At 71.5% G+C, this 17,185-nt stretch carries 9 protein-coding genes; 6 read left to right on the top strand and 3 right to left on the bottom strand.

The annotated features are described in order from the left end of the window. Window positions 1-268: 268 nt before the first annotated feature. Window positions 269-3,925 carry a family 78 glycoside hydrolase catalytic domain gene (locus tag AC07CM_RS31560; protein ID WP_478879877.1) on the top strand — a complete coding sequence of 1,219 codons (3,657 nt, stop codon included), beginning with the start codon at window positions 269-271 and terminating at the stop codon, window positions 3,923-3,925. 378 nt (window positions 3,926-4,303) lie between these two features. Here the strand turns inward: AC07CM_RS31560 and AC07CM_RS31555 are convergent, their stop codons facing one another. Then, window positions 4,304-4,861, bottom strand: coding sequence for a PaaI family thioesterase (locus tag AC07CM_RS31555; protein ID WP_478879876.1), 558 nt, complete (start codon window positions 4,859-4,861; stop codon window positions 4,304-4,306). Between the two features lie 61 nt (window positions 4,862-4,922). Next, complete coding sequence (locus AC07CM_RS31550) at window positions 4,923-5,222, bottom strand: putative quinol monooxygenase (protein ID WP_478879875.1); 300 nt, start codon at window positions 5,220-5,222, stop codon at window positions 4,923-4,925. Between the two features lie 185 nt (window positions 5,223-5,407). Between AC07CM_RS31550 and AC07CM_RS31545 the strand changes: the two genes are divergently transcribed. Next, window positions 5,408-6,367, top strand: coding sequence for a GlxA family transcriptional regulator (locus AC07CM_RS31545; protein WP_478879874.1), 960 nt, complete (start codon window positions 5,408-5,410; stop codon window positions 6,365-6,367). A gap of 154 nt (window positions 6,368-6,521) precedes the next feature. Here AC07CM_RS31545 and AC07CM_RS31540 read toward each other — a convergent pair whose 3' ends face one another. After that, complete coding sequence (locus AC07CM_RS31540) at window positions 6,522-6,890, bottom strand: response regulator (protein ID WP_478879873.1); 369 nt, start codon at window positions 6,888-6,890, stop codon at window positions 6,522-6,524. Window positions 6,891-7,144: 254 nt separating this feature from the next. On the opposite strand from AC07CM_RS31540, the gene AC07CM_RS31535 reads away from it, so the two are divergent. The 4 genes from AC07CM_RS31535 to AC07CM_RS31520 all read left to right on the top strand — a co-directional run bounded on the left by AC07CM_RS31535 (window position 7,145) and on the right by AC07CM_RS31520 (window position 17,181). Next, the gene (locus AC07CM_RS31535) at window positions 7,145-8,002 is read left to right on the top strand and encodes an ANTAR domain-containing protein (RefSeq protein WP_478879872.1); all 858 of its coding nucleotides are present in this window, start codon (window positions 7,145-7,147) and stop codon (window positions 8,000-8,002) included. A gap of 317 nt (window positions 8,003-8,319) precedes the next feature. Continuing rightward, a complete protein-coding gene (locus AC07CM_RS31530) occupies window positions 8,320-10,038 on the top strand; it encodes a VMAP-C domain-containing protein (RefSeq protein WP_478879871.1) in 1,719 nt (572 codons plus the stop codon). Between the two features lie 35 nt (window positions 10,039-10,073). Further along, window positions 10,074-11,108, top strand: a complete 1,035-nt coding sequence (locus AC07CM_RS31525) for an AAA family ATPase (RefSeq protein ID WP_478879870.1) — start codon at window positions 10,074-10,076, stop codon at window positions 11,106-11,108. After that, the gene (locus AC07CM_RS31520) at window positions 11,098-17,181 is read left to right on the top strand and encodes an SAV_2336 N-terminal domain-related protein (RefSeq protein WP_478879869.1); all 6,084 of its coding nucleotides are present in this window, start codon (window positions 11,098-11,100) and stop codon (window positions 17,179-17,181) included. Before AC07CM_RS31525 ends, AC07CM_RS31520 begins: the two co-directional genes overlap by 11 nt. The last annotated feature ends 4 nt before the right edge of the window (window positions 17,182-17,185 follow it).

Genomic DNA, 17,185 nt, shown 5'->3' with positions numbered 1-17,185 from the left:
TTTGAAACGTTTCAAGCAAATCTCTGTGCGATCTTGCCACCCGCTCCACCCGCATGTGCGCTCCACCAAGCCTGTCCCCGGACCCGGACCCATGACCCCCGTCCAGGTCCGCCGCTCAGCCGATTCGTCCTGCTTCGCCCACCCCGTGTGAAGGAGAACCCCGTTGGCCGGCCAGACCACTCCCCCCACTCCCCCCAACCCCGACTCGCCCACCCCCCACTCCCAACCGCCCGTAAGCCGAAGGCACTTCCTCGGCACAGCGTCGGCGGTGGCCGCGGGCGCCCTCGCCACAAGCGCCCTCGGCGCGTTCCCGGGCCGTGCCCAGGCGGGTACCCGCGCACCGCAGGCGGAGCCCGTCGGGCTCTCCCCGGCCCACTGGATCTGGTATCCGGAAGGGGATCCGCGCACCGACGCCCCGACCGGACACCGGTACTTCCGCACCAGATTCACCGTCGCCGAGGGCGAGGTGACCGACGCGCAGCTCGTCGTCACGGGTGACGACACCGTCGACGTGTGGCTGAACGGAAAGCCTGTCGCCGGGTCGCCCAGAGTCGCCGACTCCTGGCGCAGGGCCCTGTATGTGGACCTGCGGCCCGCTCTGACGCCGGGTACCAACACCATCGCACTGGCCGGCCGGAACCAGGGCGGCCCCGCGGGTGTCATCGGGCGGTTGCGCGTCCTGACCTCCGGGGGCACGACCGACGTCGTCACCGGCAGCGGCTGGTCCGCGGGCAAGGACGCGCCCGAAGGATGGGAGCAGCCCGGCTTCGGCGACGGCAGCTGGCCCGCCGCCCGGGACCTCGGCGCCTACGGAACCGCTCCCTGGAACACCGGGGTGGCCGCTCCCGACCTCACGGCACCGTCGCCGCTCAGCATGGGCACCTGCACCGTGGAGCACCGCACCAGCCCGTCGGGGATCGACGCGGCGCATCCGCGGTTCGGCTGGAAGCTGGACTCGACGGCGCCGCAGCAGCGGCAGGCCGGCTACCAGATCCAGGTCTCCTCGCAGGCCGACGGCACCGGCGACCTGTGGGACAGCGGCCGTGTCCCGTCCGACCGGCAGATCGACATCTCCTACGCCGGTCGCTCCCTGGCAAGCCTGACGCGTTACTTCTGGCGCGTGCGGGTCTGGGACGCCCAGGGCCGGACGGGCGCGTGGAGCAAGCCGCAGTGGTTCGAGACCGGGCTGCTGGCGCCGGCCGACGAGTGGCGCGCCGCGTTCATCGGCGGACCGGCGGGCCCGGACCTGTCGGGGGCCGGCTGGATCTGGTACCCCGAGGGCGATCCCGCAGCAGGCGTCCCCGCCGGGACCCGTTACTTCCGGCGCACCTTCGGCCTGACCGGTGCACCGACCCGCGCGAGCCTGGTCATCACCGGGGACGACACCGCGGACGTCTGGATCAACGGGACCCTGGTGAGCACGTCGCCCCGGGTGACCGACTCCTGGAAGAGCGCCGCCCTGGTCGATGTGACCGCCCATCTGACGACTGGCCACAACACGATCGCGATCGCCTGCCGGAACACCAGTCAGTCCCCGGCCGGACTCGTCGCCAAGCTGACGGTGACCGGCGGACCGACCGTCGTCACCGACGCGTCGTGGAAGTCGTACCAGGACGCGCCGTCCGGCTGGCAGGCCCCCGGCTACGACGACGGCGCGTGGCCGGCGGCGCGTGCGGTCACCTCGTACGGAAGCGGCCCCTGGGGATCCAACGTCCGGGTCGTGCGGCCCGCACCGCTCCTGCGCAAGAGGTTCACCGTGGGCAAGCGGGTGGCCTCCGCCCGGCTCCTGACCACCGCGCTGGGGCTGCACGAGACCCGGCTCAACGGCGCGAAGGTCGGGGACGACGTGCTGGCTCCCGGCTGGACCGACTACACCAAGCGCCTGCAGTACAAGGTCTTCGACGTCACCGAACAGATCCGGCAGGGAACGAACGCGCTCAGTGCCTGGCTGGGCAACGGGTGGTACTCCGGCAGCCTGGGCTTCGCCGGCAGCCAGCGGTACGGCACACAGCCCTGGTACGCCGCACAGCTGCTCATCACCTTCACCGACGGCACCGCCCAGCTGGTGACGACGGACGGCAGCTGGAAGGTCAACACGGGAGCGATCAGGGCGGACGACCTGTACAACGGCGAGACCTACGACGCGCGTCTGCACATCGACGGCTGGGACGGCGCCGACTTCGACGACGGCGGCTGGGCCGCCGCGGCCGTCCACGACGGGACCGCACCCCCTCTGGTCGCCCAGGTCGACAACGGGGTCACCGTCCAGCAGGAGTTCCGTCCCGTGACGCACACGCAGCCGCAGTCCGGGGTGTGGATCTTCGACATGGGGCAGAACTTCACCGGCTGGAACCGCATCGCGCTCAGCGGCGACGCGGGGACCACGGTCACCGTCCGGCACGGCGAGGTCCTCAATCCCGACGGCACGCTCTACACCACCAACCTGCGCGCCGCCCAGGCCACCGACCGGTTCACCCTCGCCGGCACCGGGCACACCGAGACGTACGAGCCCCGCTTCACCGTCCATGGCTACCGTTACGTCGAACTCAGCGGCCTCCCCGCCGACTTCAAACCCGACAACGAGACCGTCACCGGTCGCGCGGTGTGGACGGACGCCGCACAGCCGGGGACGTTCACCACCTCGGACACGCTGATCAACCAGCTCCAGCACAACATCGTGTGGGGCGAGCGCAGCAACATGCTCTCGATTCCGACCGACTGCCCCCAGCGGGACGAGCGGCTGGGCTGGACCGGCGACATCGCGGCCTTCTGCGCGACGTCCACCTTCAACCTGGACACGCACACCTTCCTCGCCAAGTTCGCCGACGACCTGACGGACGCCCAGCAGTCCAACGGCGCATTCACCGACGTCGCGCCCGCGGTGATCAGCGGTTCCGGCACGGCCGGCTGGGGAGACGCGGGCACGATCATTCCGTACACGCTGTGGCAGCGTTTCGGCGACGTCGCCGTCGTCGACCGGCACTTCGCGGGGATGGCTAGCTGGGTCGACTATCTGCGCAGCACCGCCGGGAGCGATCTGATACGCAATCAGCAGACCTTCGGTGACTGGCTCAACGTCAACGACAACACGGCGCAGGACCTCATCTGCACCGCGTACTTCGCCTGGTCGGCCCGCCTCGTCTCGCGGATGGCGGCGGCCACCGGCCGCACGTCCGAGGCCACGTCCTACGGGCGGCTGGCCGACCAGGTGGCGGCGGCCTTCGTCGCGCGTTTCGTCACGGACGACGGCACCGTCCGCGGCAACACCCAGACCGGTTACGTGCTGGCCCTGGCCTTCGAGTTGCTGCCCGCGTCCCTGGTCCGGCCGGCCGCGGACAAGCTGGCCGCCAAGGTCGCGGCGACGAACGGGCATCTCAGCGTGGGCTTCCTCGGCGTCGAGAACCTGCTGCCCGTACTGGCGAACCACGGGCACGTCGACACCGCGTACCAGATCCTGCTGCAGCGCGGCTTCCCTGGCTGGGGCTACATGATCGACCAGGGAGCCACCACGATCTGGGAGCGCTGGGACGGCATCCGGACCGACGGTTCGTTCAACGACCCGGGGATGAACTCGTTCAACCACTACGGTCTCGGCTCGGTCGGCGACTTCCTCTACCGCCACGTCGGCGGTCTCGGTCCCGCAAGCCCCGGCTACGCCTCGCTGCGCATCGCTCCTCGCCCCGGCGGCGGCCTGACCTCCGCGCGCAGCACCTACGACACACCGTTCGGCAGCGCGTCGAGCAGTTGGTCGATCTCCGACGGACAGCTGCGACTTCAGGTCACCGTGCCTGTCAACACCTCCGCCGCCGTGACCGTCCCGACCTCACGCCCGGAGTCGGTCGTCGCCCCTGCCCAGGCGGTCCCGGCGGGTTCGGCGAGCTACCACCTGCCGGCCGGCAGCTACACGTTCACGGCGGCGAGCTGAGAGTGGCGAGCTGAAAAGGGCGGGCGGAGGTGAGCGGACGGGCATCTGTTCCCGTCCGCTCACCCGAGTCTGCTCCGCATCGGTGGGCAGGCACACGCGTTGCCGGTACCGGGATCGATCAGGACACCATGGCCAATCCGTGCAGGACGTGGTGCACGGGGCACCATCGTGCCGGAATTGAGATCGGGGGGCTTGGTGTTCTCGGCGCGGATGCGTGCGCGAGGGGCCCTGCGGTGCCTCTGGAGTGAGTAAGTGCCTCACCACGGTTGGATCTTGATGATACGGCGTGGGGGCAGCCGCCGGCCGGGGCACCGGGCGTCGGTCAGTGTCCCGGCCGGCGGGCCGACCGCAGACCGGGGCTGCGGTTCGGCCGCTCGGTCAGCTCCCCTTGGGCAGTTCGAAGATCGCGCAGGTGGTGGTGGCGTGCGCGTAGAGCTTGCCGTCGGCCGTGCCGGTGACCCTGGCCTCGGCGGTCGCGGTGGTGCGGCCCGCGTGGATCACGGTGCCCTCGCAGCGCAGGCTCGGGGTGTCCGCGAAGACGGGGCGCACCATGTGCACACCGAGTTGGATCGTGGTGTAGGCGCGCCCCACGGGGAGCGTCGACATCACCGCGCTGCCGAGGGCCGAGTCGAGGAGCGTGGCGAGGAAGCCGCCGTGCACCGTGCCCATGGGGTTGAGCAGGTGCTCGGCGGGTTCGCCCGCGAAGACGGCCCGGCCGTGCTCCGCCGCCACGAGGCGGAATCCGAGCGTTCCGCAGATCGGTGCCTGGGGCAGCCGGCCCTCGAGACAGAGCTGGAGCACCTCAAGACCCGAGCGGCCGGCGCCGTCGGTGTAGCCGGTGGGCGGCGCCCACGTATGGGTGCGTGAGCGGACGGTGCCGCCCGTGCCGTGCGGGGCTTCGGTGTCCGTCGCCGGAGCGGGGGGCATCGATGTCATGGTCGGTGGATCTCCTGTCCTTCGGAGTGTCGTGGGCGCGGTGCCTGGCGTACCCGGCTGCTCAGGGGAGCTTGGCCGCGAGCACGTCGACGGGCCGGATGTCGGGCGCCGAGGCGAGCATGGTCTCCGCGGCCCCCATGAGCGCGGCGGCGATCCGTCCGCGCAGGTGTTCCGTGCGGTCCTCGTCGTTCTCGAAGGTGTCGAAGACACCGAAGGTGTTGGCGTCCTCCCGGAAGGCGAACCAGCTGACGGTCCGCTTCTCCTCCTCGGCGAGGTGCAGGGCCTCGGTCAGCATCCGGGCGACTTCATCTGCGTACTCCGGCTTGGCCTCGATGCGGGCCAGCAGACCGATGTTGTTCATGACGGTGGGTTCCTTCGGCTCGGTTCGGTGCCGCGGTGGGGCACCCCGGTGCGAGCGCGCGGCACGCGGGTCCGGACGGCCGGCGGCGCGGTCGCGTGTCCCCTCGCCGGGGACACCACTCACGCTATGTCGCCGGCCCGTCCGCTCCCAGTGTCGGAAACGACATCTCTGATACCGTTCCCGACATGGACGTCTCGGTGCTCGTCTACGACGGCGTGTTCGACTCGGGGCTCTGTGCGGCGCTGGACGTCCTGGAGGCGGCCAACGCGATGCGCGGCGAACTCCCTCAGCCGCCACCGGCCTGGAACGTCAGGACGATCGGCTTCAGCCGGCAGGTGCGCACCGGCGCCGGACATATCGTCACGGCCGAGCCCGCCACCGCCGCGAACACCGGTGACCTGCTGCTCGTCCCCGCACTCGCCGAGCGCCGACCCGATGCCCTCCTGGAGCGGGTCGCGGGTCCCGGCCTGGCCGGGGTACGAGAGCTGGTCGCCGACCGCCGGGGCCTGGGTGCCCCCGTCGCCTCGGCCTGCACGGGCACCTTCCTGCTCGCCGAGTCGGGCATCCTCGACGGCCGCCGGGCGACGACCACCTGGTGGCTGGCGCCCGTCTTCCGGCGCCGCTACCCCGCGGTCGCGCTCGACGAGAGCAGCATGGTGACCACGTCGCAGGGTGTGACCACGGCGGGAGCCGCTTTCGGACACGTCGATCTCGCCCTCGCCGTCGTACGGATGGCGAGCCCGGCCCTGGCCGATCTCGTCGCCCGCTACCTCGTCGTCGACGAACGCCCCTCGCAGTCCGCGTACACCATCCCGAGTGCCCTCGCCCAGAGCGACCCTCTGATCGCCGCGTTCGAGCGGTGGGCGCGCCAGCACCTCGACACCCCGAACAGCCTGGCCGAGGCCGCGCGCGCCCTCGGTGTCAGTGAGCGCACCCTTCAGCGCACCGTCCGCCGCGTCCTGAACACCACGCCGGTACGGTTCGTCCAGGACCTGCGCGTCGAACAGGCCACGCATCTGCTGCGGACCACTGATCTGTCGCTCGAGACCATCGCCCGTAAGGTCGGCTACGAGCACGCCGCCACTCTGCGCGCGCTGCTGCGCGATCGCACCGGCGCCACCACCACGAACCTGCGCACACGTTGATCAGCACCCGCCGCCCGGCGCCGGCGCCGGTGGGACACGCGTCGAGCCCGCGCCGTGATGGAGATGGCCGACCGCGACCCGGCCCGCGCCGGCCGCGTACGCCTGCTCGGCGAACTCGACTACGCGGCTCCGGTCGGCGGTCCTCGGCTCCGGACTACCGCAGCACCCGGCCGAGTTCGGCGAGCAGTTGCGCGTCGCCGAACGGCTTCACCAGCCAGCCCGTGGCGCCGGCCTCCTCGCTCTCGTCCACCTTGGCCGGCTCCGGCTTCGCGGCCAGCACGATGATGGGCGTGGCCGTGTAGCGCTCGTCCTTCCGTGTCTCGCGGATCAGCGTGACCCCGTCCACCTCCGGCACCATGAGGTCGGTGATGATCGCGTCATAGGTGCCCTGCGCGGCGAGCAGGTCCAGCGCGGCCCCGCCGTCGGCCGCCTCCGTCACGTCGAACCCGTTCTGCCGCAGAACGTTCCCGACGGACCTGCGGACCACATCGGAATCGTCGACCACAAGGATCTTCTTCGCCACGGTGCCTCCCGTGTTTCGCCTCCGGACCTGCCCCTGCCCACTCACGGATGACCGGCGCCTTCCGAACGAAACCTGGTGCCTCCGGCGGTCTCCCGTGCGGGACGGCTCGTTCGCGCCAAGGTCGGGCGGCTGATTTCCATGTGCCGCGATGAGCGCGTTAGTGTCCGTGAGGAGTGCTTGGGCAAGAGGCACCCGACGCAACGCATCACATGCGCCGGACGACGCCGCACATCCCTGCCCCGAGGAGCCCGACCGTGACTCAGGAAGCCGAGCGCCAGGCACTCTCACCCCGTGCAGGCGACGAGCGCGACGCCTCGGAGCAACTTCGGCAGGAGAACGTGGCCCTGCGCAACAGGCTGCTGGCGCACTCGGCCGTCACGGCCGCACAGGGGGTGCTGCTGGAGCGCTACCGGCTCACCTCACTCGACCAGGCGTTCGAGCTGCTCCGCGGTGCCTCGCAGCAGCACAACACCAAGGTGCACACTCTCGCTGCCGCGGTCGTCAGGATGCCAGGTCCTGACAGTGATCCTGGCACGTGGCTGCCCCGCCATGAGAAGCACTCAGCACCGCCACTGACCGGGCTGCCGCTCAGCGGGACCAATGGCACCGCCGTCCCTCTCGGAGCCGTGCTCAACGCCGGCCTCCGTCAGGTGCTCCGCATCACCCGGACGCACATGGGAAACCTGCAGTTGGCAGAGCAGCGTCTGCTGCGCCTGGAGAAGCACATCGGCCTGAACCGGCGGTTCACCGACTACTTCGCGTTCGTCGACGGCGATCACACATCCTGCGCGCAGGCTGCCGAACAACGCCGACAGGTGACCGTCCGAGACGTCTCCACCGCCACCGTCTTCGACGAAGCCTCGCGCCGCGTCATCCTGCACGCGGGAAGCCGAGCCTGCCACAGCGTGCCGATTCTCGACGAGCAGGGCAGCCTCCTCGGGGTGATCTCCTCTCATCACCCGCGCCCGCTGACCGGCTTCTCCCTCACCCAGCACCAGGCCCTCGCCCACACCGCCGCCACCGTCGGCCAGTGGCTGACGTGGCACCACCAACACGTGGTGAAGGGCGCGTTGGTGCACCTCCACGAGATGGCGAGCAACAGCGGCAGTTGAGAGGCCCCCAACACTGTCTGCGGCCGGCCGTGCCGTATTCCGATCGACTGCCAATTCACATGCACCTGCTTGCCGTTGCGCACCGACCAGGCCAGGCATCCCGACACCGGCTCGGCAGAACCGGGGACAGCACCAAGCGGCGTCCGTAAGAATGGGCCTGCGAGTGGCACGGCGATGTGATGACCCGGGGGGCGCGTCATGAAGGGTCCGGTATATGTCGGGACCGATGGCGGAGTCGTCGGTGACGTACCGGCGCTGGAACCTCCCGCCGGCGAGCCGACCGGGTCTCCGACATTCTCGGGGGACTCCGTTTCGTCATGAGCGCCGAGTGGCAGGCCCGCATCGAGTTCCGGGGCCAGGTGGTCGGCGCGGGTTTCCTGGTGGCCCCGACCAAGGTCCTGACGTGTGCTCATGTCGTGGGCGGCAGCGACGCGTCCGGGGTGACCGTGTCGTTCCCGCAGCGTCCCGCGTCCCCGCCCTTGGCGGCGCGAGTCGTCGGGAGCGGCGGCTGGTCCGGCAGCCTGACCGACCATGGTGATTTGGCCGTCCTCGAACTGGACCAACCGGTGCACCTCGCTCCGGCCACGTTCGCCCCGCCCGGCGCCGAGCATGGCACGCCCTCCCCGGAGTTGATCGCGTACGGCTTCCCGCCGGGCTGCGACGAGGGCATGCTCGCTTCGTGTCGGGCCCTGCCGGGGCCGCTCATCTGGGATCAATGGGTTCAGCTGGAGGCGCGCACGGCGCACGGGCAGCCGCTGGACGTCGGCTTCAGCGGTGCGGCCGTGGCGCTCGACGACGGAACGGTGGTCGGCATGGTCACGGCCATGGCGACTGCCCAGGGCGTGCTGGTCGGCCGGATGATGCCCACCCGGGTCATGGAGCGCTACTGGCCCGGCCTCCGGGGCCTGGTTCCCGCGTCACGCCGTGCGGCCGACGACCGGGTACGCCTGCTGAAACTTGCTGAGAAGGCCGTCCTCGCGGGCGTTGTGTGTGATCCGGTGCGGCTCTACAACGCCGCGGCGGGCCCCTACGACCCACCCGCGCCGCGGGAGGGGTTCGACTCGCTGCTGTCGGCTGCCCTGTTCGTCCTGTCCGAACTGGACGGCCGCGACGCCGCAAAGACCGTCGCCCGGTTCGCGGACCGGCTGGACGCCCTGCTCCGCAGTGACGCACCGGGGCCCAGACCAGGACCGCGGCCCGACTGGTCTCCCATCCTCGTCGAGTTGCGGCACAGCGGCGCCGGCGACGACCGAGTGCGCGTCGAGGTGTCGACCTTCAGCGGCGGGTGGCGCCACCCGGTCGCCCGGGGCACGGTGGCCCTCGCGCGGTTACCCGCGTTCGTCCGGGACGGCATCGACACCGCCATCCCCTATCTGACGCCCGGCGCCGACCAGTTGATCACGTTCTCGGTGCCCAGGGACTGGCTCGACTGGCCCGTCGACTCCTGGGAGAGCAACCCGGACAACGACACGCCGCTCGGCTGCGTCCATCCGCTCGTCGTCACCGACCACGCACGGCGCAGGCCACAGACCCGGCACGCCCTGACCCAGGCGTGGAGCCGCCTCGACGACCTCGCCGGCTCGCGGATCGAGCGCGTCGAGTGCGACGGCCGCATCGAGCCTAAGCAATTGTTGCGCAGACTATGGGAATCGGACGCGTGCCTCGCCGGCTTCGCCGCGACACCGCAGGCGGCCCGCACTCGCCGCCACTTCGAGAACTGCGTCGTCACCGCGCCGGTCCCGGCCATCCTATGGTCGCGCAACGGCTGCGGCACCGAAGAGGATGCCAAGGAGACGCCCTGCCCAGGCGGTGACGACTGCGGCGGAGCCGCGTTCCTGGATCGGCTGGCCAAGGACCTCGCGCGCGTGCCGCCCGCCGAACTACCGCGTCGTGTCCGCGAACTGCGGCGTGCGGCCTACACGGCGGACGACCCGGCCGCGCACTGGGCCCAGGACATCCAGTTGCTGTGGGACGACCCGCGCTGCTTCCCCGACCCGCACCCCACTGCCGCCCACACCCGCTCGCCCGTCGCGTGAACGCAGCCCCCGCCCCCGGATCCGGAGACCCTCCCATGCCCCACTGGTCCGTCTACACCGGCAACAGCGAGCCGCACGACGGCATCGAGCAGTTGCCGCTCCCGCCGCCGTGGCGGGCGTTCGACGGCGGCCCCGCGCTGCCCCCGCCCCGCGACACGGACGACGAAGCTGCGGTCTCCCCGGACCGCGTGCACCGCGCCCGGACGTACGTCGCCACCCCGCAGAGCGTCCAGCTCGTCAACGCCGCGCTCTGCCTGCGCCGCCCCCTGCTGGTCACTGGCCCGCCCGGGACCGGCAAGTCCTCTCTCGCGTACGCCGTGGCCCGCGAACTGCGGCTCGGGCCCGTCCTGCGCTGGAACATCACCAGCCGCAGCACCCTCACCGACGCCCTTTACCAGTACGATCCGCTCTCGCGTCTGTACGCCGCCCGGCCCGGCGCGGACGGCGGCGACGCCGGTCACAGGGACCAGCGCCTCCCGGACCAGGTCGAGGACCATCTGCGCCTGGGTCCCCTCGGAACCGCGCTGCTCCCCCACGACCGCCCGCGCGCCCTGCTCGTGGACGAGATCGACAAGAGTGATCTGGATCTGCCCAACGACCTGCTGAACATCCTCGAGGAGGGGCAGTACGAGATCCCGGAGCTGGTCCGCGCGGCCCGCCACGCCGACGGCATGGCACAGGTCCTGGCGGACGGCACGGACACCCCGGTCACCGTCACCCGCGGCCGGGTCCGCTGCCGCGCCTTCCCCTTCGTCGTCCTCACCAGCAACGGTGAGCGGGAGTTCCCGCCGGCGTTCCTGCGCCGCTGTGTCCAGCTGCGGCTGCGCCGCCCCGACAGGGATCAGCTCACCGAGATCGTCCGCGCCCACCTCGGCGACCCGGACGACCAAGCCGTCTCTCTCATCCGGGCGTTTCTCGAACGGGCCGGCCAAGGGGAACTCGCCACCGACCAGCTCCTGAACGCGATCTATCTCACTGGCATCGCCGGCCTCGACGCCGACTCCCGGGAACAGCTGGCCGAGCAGCTGATGCCGCATCTCGACGCGGATGCGAGAGCCGATGGCAGCTGAACCAAGGAACGCGGCGGAGACGCGCGATGCTTCGGCCGTCGCCAGGCTCGCCGCCGTCCTGACGGCTGCCGTGGAAGCCGGCGCCACGGAAGCCGGTGGTGGCCCGACTCCGCGGGAACTGGCGGACCTTCTGTGGTTCGCACAGCAGTTGGCAGACGCGCAGGACGGGGCCCCGTCCGAGTCCGGTGCCCGAGCCGCCCGCCGCCCGATGCGGGGCGGCACCCATCTCCCGGCCGGACAGGGCGCTCCCGTCGGCGCACCGGCGCAGGTCGAGCCGCGACCGTCCGGACCGCCCGGGAGCCCGGCAGGCGACACCCGGGTCCCCCTGCACATGCCCGCGGGGCCTGGGCCTGGGTCAGCGGTCGGCACCTCGCGTGGACCGTCACTCCACGCTCCCGCGCCGCCGATGCTGCGCCGGCCGCTGGCACTCCAGCGTGCCCTGCGCCCGCTGAAGCGCACCGTGCCGTCGCCGGACGCCCGACTCCTGGACGAACGGGCGACGGCCGACCGGATCGCGCGCCTCGGGGCGCGTCCGGCGGCGTGGCTTCCCGTCCTGCGTCCGGCGCCCGACCGCTGGCTGCGGCTCCACCTTGTGTACGACACCGGCCCCACCATGCCGATGTGGCGGCCCTTGGTGGGCGAACTGCACACCGCCGTGGCCCAGTCGGGCATCTTCCGCATGGTCACCGTGCACCCGGCCTTCCCCGACGGCCGTGTCCGCCACGTTCCCGCCCCGGCCGACGGCCGCACAGTCACGCTGGTCATCAGTGACTGCATGGGCCCGCAGTGGCGGCCCGGGCCCGCGGGGCGCCGCTGGTACGACACCCTGCGGCGTTGGGCCGGCCGCATGCCCGTGGCCGTCGTACAACCACTGCCCGAGCATTTGTGGGCCGCGACTGCCCTGCCCGCCGAACCCGGCCTGCTCACCGCCCCGGGCACGGCCGCCACGAACGCCACGCTCTCCTTCACCCCGCACGACCCGGATGTTCTGCCCGCACCACCGCTCGCCGTCCCCCTTCCCGTCCTGGAGCCGGCTCCGCTCTGGCTCGCCCACTGGGCCGCCCTGATCGCCGGCCGGGAGGGCAGCCGCGCACCGGGGGCGGTGGGCTGGCTGCCTTCCCAGCCGGTGCCGTCCGCCGAACCCGCCCAGGAGATCACGTCGTTGTCCGCGGACGACCTGGTTGTCCACTTCCGCGCCACCGCCTCCCAGGAAGCCTTCCGGCTCGCGGGCCACCTGGCGCTGTCCGTCCCCTCGGTGCCGGTCATGCGTCTCGTCCAGCACGCCCTGCTGAGCGATCCGCGCCCACAGCACCTGGCCGAAGTCATCCTCAGCGGCCTGCTCACCGCCCTCCCCGGGCAGCCGGGCCACTACGACTTCCGCCCGGGAGTGCGGGAACTGCTGCTCGGCACCCTCCCGCGAACGGCACGCGGCCGGACGCGCGAGTTCCTGGCGCGGATCGGTGCCCTCATCGACGAACGGGCGGGGCTCGGGGCTGGGGCGTTCCGGGCACAGCCCGGCGGCAACGGGGCCGCGGGCCCGGCGATCGCCATGGTGAGTCCGGAGACGGTACGGCGGCTCGGCGGAGACGCGGAGACGCAGGGGCTCATCGCGGGACGGTACCGGCTGGTGGCGCAGCGCGGGCCGGGACGGCGCATGTGGGAGGCCGTGGACGCGGCAACCGACCGGCCGGTGGTCGTGCACCTCTACCCGGAACAGGCCTCGCCCCAGGATCGGGAGCGGTTCCTGCGGGAGGCGCGGGCCCTGGCCGAGGTCGAGGATCCGCATGTCGCGCGCGTGATCGACTACGGGATGGAGAGCGAAAGGCCCTATCTTGTCGTGGAGTTCGTGGACGGGGTGACGCTCAGCGAACTACACCGGGGAAGCGGACCGGTGGTGCCATGGGGGCTCTTCGCCCGCCTGACCCGGCACGTCGTCACCGGATTGCACGTTCTGCACAGGCACGGTCTGGTGCGTGGGCAGCGAGGCATGAACGGGCTGCTGCTGCGACCCGACGGCACCACCATGATCAGCCGGTTCGCGTTGGGCAAGGAGTCACGGAACAGGGACGCCGCCTGGGACTTCCGTGACCTGACATTTCTTTTGCGGGAGTTGGCCCTGCAGGTCGTGCCACCGGCTCGGTACAGGCAGCTGATGGACGGGATCCGCGAGGGCGAAGTGTCGGTGGACGCCGCCGCAGAACAGCTCGCGACGGCCGAAGAGCTTGACTCATACAGCTTCCGGATGCTCGGGCCGCTGCACGTCAGTCTCCCCGACACGACGGAGATCGCCGTGCCGCCCGGGGAAGCCCAGGCGCTGCTGTGTCTGCTGCTCCTCAACCACGGGCGGCGGGTGCGTCACCAGGAGCTGGCCCGGGGCATATGGGCAGACCCCCCAGGCGGCAGCGAGACGGTCCGCCGCATCGACCTGCTGGCCATCGAGGTGCTGGGATGCCTGGGTCCCTGGACCATCGCCACCCTCTCCGACGGCTACGCCCTGCACACGGCCGGCGGCCACATCGACGTACTCCAATGCGAGGAGCTGATCGACGCCGGACTGGAAGGAGCCGACGCCCGTACCCGCCGGGACCGGATCGGGGCGGCCCTGGACCTCTGGTACGGCGATCCGCTGGAGGGTGTCCCCGGGCCCGCCGCCGACGCCACCCGCGTCCGGCTGCGTGGCCTGCGTCTGTCGCTGTGCGCGCGAGCCGCGGAACTGGACATGGAACTGGGCGCCTTCCAGCGTGCCGCGACCGATCTCGGAGAACTGCTGGAACAACATCCGGACCGGCTGGACTTCCACCGTCTCCGCGTCCTCGCGTTCCGGGGCATGGGACGCCTCTTGGATGCACTCGCGTCGTACGAACGCTACGAGGAAGTGCGGCAGCGGCTCGGCGTCCCGGCCGACCCCGCCCTGGAGGGGCTTCGCCGGGGCCCGGGTGCCGAACCGGACGGCGTCCGCCCCGCCATCGTCTTCCGGAGCTGGAGCCTTGGCCGGGACCCGCGCACCCGCGACACGCTCGGCCATGAGGTGACCCGGCTGCTCTCCCTCGGCGACCTCGCTCCCCACCAGTACGAGGTCGTCGCCGGTGAGGACGGCTGCACCGTCGTGGCCGAGCCCGGGGCCGATGTCCTGCCTGTCCTGCTGGCGGCCTTGCAGCACCTGCCGGACATGCTGTGGGAGCTGGGGGATCCGCTGCCGCTCCGGGTGACGTTCTGGGATGTCCCGCGGTCCGAAGACCTCGGCCAACCGGTCGTGCCGGCCGAGGTCGAGGCGGCTGTAGAGCGCGCCTCCGGCCCCGGCTCCCTGATCGTGGTCTCCCCCGCGCTCTACGCGAAGTACACCCGTGCGACGAACAGTTCCGCGCCGACGGGGAGGCTCGATTTCGATGCCGTGCGCCCCGCGCCGCACGCCTCGTCCCTCGCCTGGTACCGCCGGCTCAACCCGGCGTCCCCCGAGCCGGACCTCGGGAACGGCCCTCTGGTCCGTGGTCCCCTGACGACGCACGATCCGGCCCGGCACTGCGTTCCGGAGCCCGGCCGCAAGGCGATTGTGATCGTCACACGTGAGGGTGTGCACACCCTCCTCGCCCCGGCCGGCCCGCAGGGCGAACCGTCGCGCCGGTTCACGACGTACTACGAGGTCGACCTCACCATGCAGCGGGTCGGCACCTCGCTGTCCCTGCCCAGCTCCGGGGGCGGCCGTTTCACTGCCTCGGTCGAGCTGACCTGGAACGTCGCCGACCCGGTCGCGATCGTCAACCAGGGGACCGGCGACATCGGCAGCCTTCTGCTGAGTCACTTCGCCGAGCAGGCGGCTCCACTCACCCGCCGCCACCCACTGACCGACGCGGTCGCCGCTCAACACGCCGTGCACAGGGAGCTGCGCACGTGGCCGGTGCCGGGGTTGTCGGTCACCTGCTCGGTCAGCCTGACACCGCAGGGCGGCAGGCGGCCGGAAGAAGGCCTGCCGGCCGCCTCGGCCGATTCCGGCTCCACGCGTCGTCTGCTGCGTCAACTAGCCATTGCGGCGACCGTACGGATTCACCGCGCGGCCTCCGCAACCGCACCGGACGACCCCGCCACCTTCCTCGGCAGCGGATTCTTCGTCGCCCCGAACTGGGTGCTCACCTGCGCGCACGTGGTCGTCGAAGGATCCGGCGGTGAAGTGGCCGTAGTCTACGGATCCGGGCCGGACGGCGGCACCGGCGTCGTCACCGGCACGGTGGCGGCCACGCTTCCGGACAACGACCAGGTCGCCGGCGAGGCCGTTCGGGGCATGTGGCCGGCCCCCGACCTCGCGCTCGTCCAGCTCAGCCGGCCGGTCGACCACGGCTGCGTGTACGTCTCCGAACGCCAGGCCGTGTACTTCTCGGAGGGCCAAGTCCTCTACGCCGGATGGACCGTCTTCGGTGGGCGCCTGCAACTGTTGGACGGAACGCTGAGCGTCCAAGGCACCATCGGCGGCTGGTCCTCCGGCGTTCAGCTGCGCCTGGGTGACAACGACCTACCCCCCGGCGTCGCCGGCGGTCCCGTGATCGACCCGGTGAGCGGCGAGGTCTTCGCCGTACTGAAGGCGCGGGCGAACCACGGCAGGGGCGGTCTCGCCACCGGGCTCCAACAGCTGCGCGCCCTGCCGGCGACGCAGGGCGGGGCGAACGCCGAAGGAACCGACATCTACCAAGCGGTGGTCCGTGGCCACGACCGCTACCACCGCGACCGTCAGCGCCAACCGCACACCTGGCACCCGACGTGGCCCGACGTCCAGGGAATGCTCGGGTCGCGGCCCGGCCAGGCGCTCACCCCGCACGAGCGGATGGAACTGCTGGGCCGGCTCGCCGACCTGCCGCCGCCGGTCAGCACCCGCAATCTGCTCGACCTTCTCGACACCCTGCTCGACACCCGGTGGTCCCTCACCGGACCCGCCCCGCGCAGTTGGCGGGACGGCCTGGGAGCACTGCTCGAACACTCGGGCCGCGGCGACTCACGCGAAGTCGTACTCGACTACGCGATGCGGGTGATGTCCGCCGAGCGTCCCCACACCACGCCCGGCACCGCCGATGCCGAGGCCGCCCTGTGGGAGTGGGTGCGGCAGGCCGCAGCACCACTCGGCAGCCGCTACCGACACCAGCTCGCCGTACAACGGGGGGAACTGCTCGACCGCCGCGCACGGCTGACGGCACCTGGTCCGGGGCCAGAAGCCGGGGCGGAGCTACGGCTGCGGCCCAGGCATGAACCACGGCCGGCCCCCGACGAAGCCCGGCGGACCGTCCTGCTGGAGGTCCTGCAACGGGGCTGGGAGCCCGAACGCTGCGACGCGTCCCTATCGGTTGTAGTCGGGCCCGACGAAGTGTCGCGGCTCTTCGAGACGGAACGTGTTCCCGTGCAGGACTTGTCTGCCCACCTACAGTCGCCGCTCCTCGAAGCCTTTCGGCGCTGCGACGAGCCCGGCCGGCCGGCCACCTTGGTGACCGCCGTCCCGTCGACGCTGCTGTCCTTGCCCGTTGACGAATGGCGCCTGTCGGAGACAGATGGCCGCCCGTTGGGAGCGGTCCGACCGGTCGTCATGCGGCAGGCAGACAGGGATCAGCCGGAACCTCCGTCGCCCGACGAGTTCGACCGCGCGGCGGAGCATCTCGAGCGCTGGCGCGCCCTGCACTCCCGTCGGCCCGTGCCCGTCCTGCTTGACTGCGAGGAGGACTCCGTCGCTCTCCCGCTGCCCGACGTGGCTTCGCTGCGCGACCTGCCACTCACCGCCGTCCCTGTCCTGTGCGGCAGGAACGCGACCACCTCCAGAAAGCTGCTGGACCGGCTCCACTTGGCGGGCCATCCCACGGCGATCTGGCGCCGCCCCGGCCAGGACCAGCAGACCCTGGCCGGGGAGTTCCACCGCAACGTTCGCGACGCGGTGATGTCTGCGACCACGGCCGGTGAACTGCCGAACGCACTGCTCAAGCTGCGCGCCGAGTCTGCAGCCGGCCGGTCGGAGGCGTTCTGGTCCGAGGGACTGATGCTGATGTACAACGATCCGGAATGGCACTTTCCGGGATCAGGCAACCTCCTCGAGGCGCCGTGAGGTA

The sequence above is a fragment of the Streptomyces sp. NPDC044061 genome (assembly GCF_056434305.1).
This window is presented reverse-complemented; position numbering and strand designations above follow the sequence as displayed.

What these genes read in the sequence shown, in the direction of transcription:
- AC07CM_RS31555 (WP_478879876.1), bottom strand. Translation starts at nt 4,861, where the DNA reads ATGACATCGATGCCCCCCGCTCCGGCGACGGACACCGAAGCCCCGCAC.
- AC07CM_RS31550 (WP_478879875.1), bottom strand. Translation starts at nt 5,222, where the DNA reads ATGAACAACATCGGTCTGCTGGCCCGCATCGAGGCCAAGCCGGAGTAC.
- AC07CM_RS31545 (WP_478879874.1), top strand. Translation starts at nt 5,408, where the DNA reads ATGGACGTCTCGGTGCTCGTCTACGACGGCGTGTTCGACTCGGGGCTC.
- AC07CM_RS31530 (WP_478879871.1), top strand. Translation starts at nt 8,320, where the DNA reads ATGAGCGCCGAGTGGCAGGCCCGCATCGAGTTCCGGGGCCAGGTGGTC.
- AC07CM_RS31525 (WP_478879870.1), top strand. Translation starts at nt 10,074, where the DNA reads ATGCCCCACTGGTCCGTCTACACCGGCAACAGCGAGCCGCACGACGGC.
- AC07CM_RS31520 (WP_478879869.1), top strand. Translation starts at nt 11,098, where the DNA reads ATGGCAGCTGAACCAAGGAACGCGGCGGAGACGCGCGATGCTTCGGCC.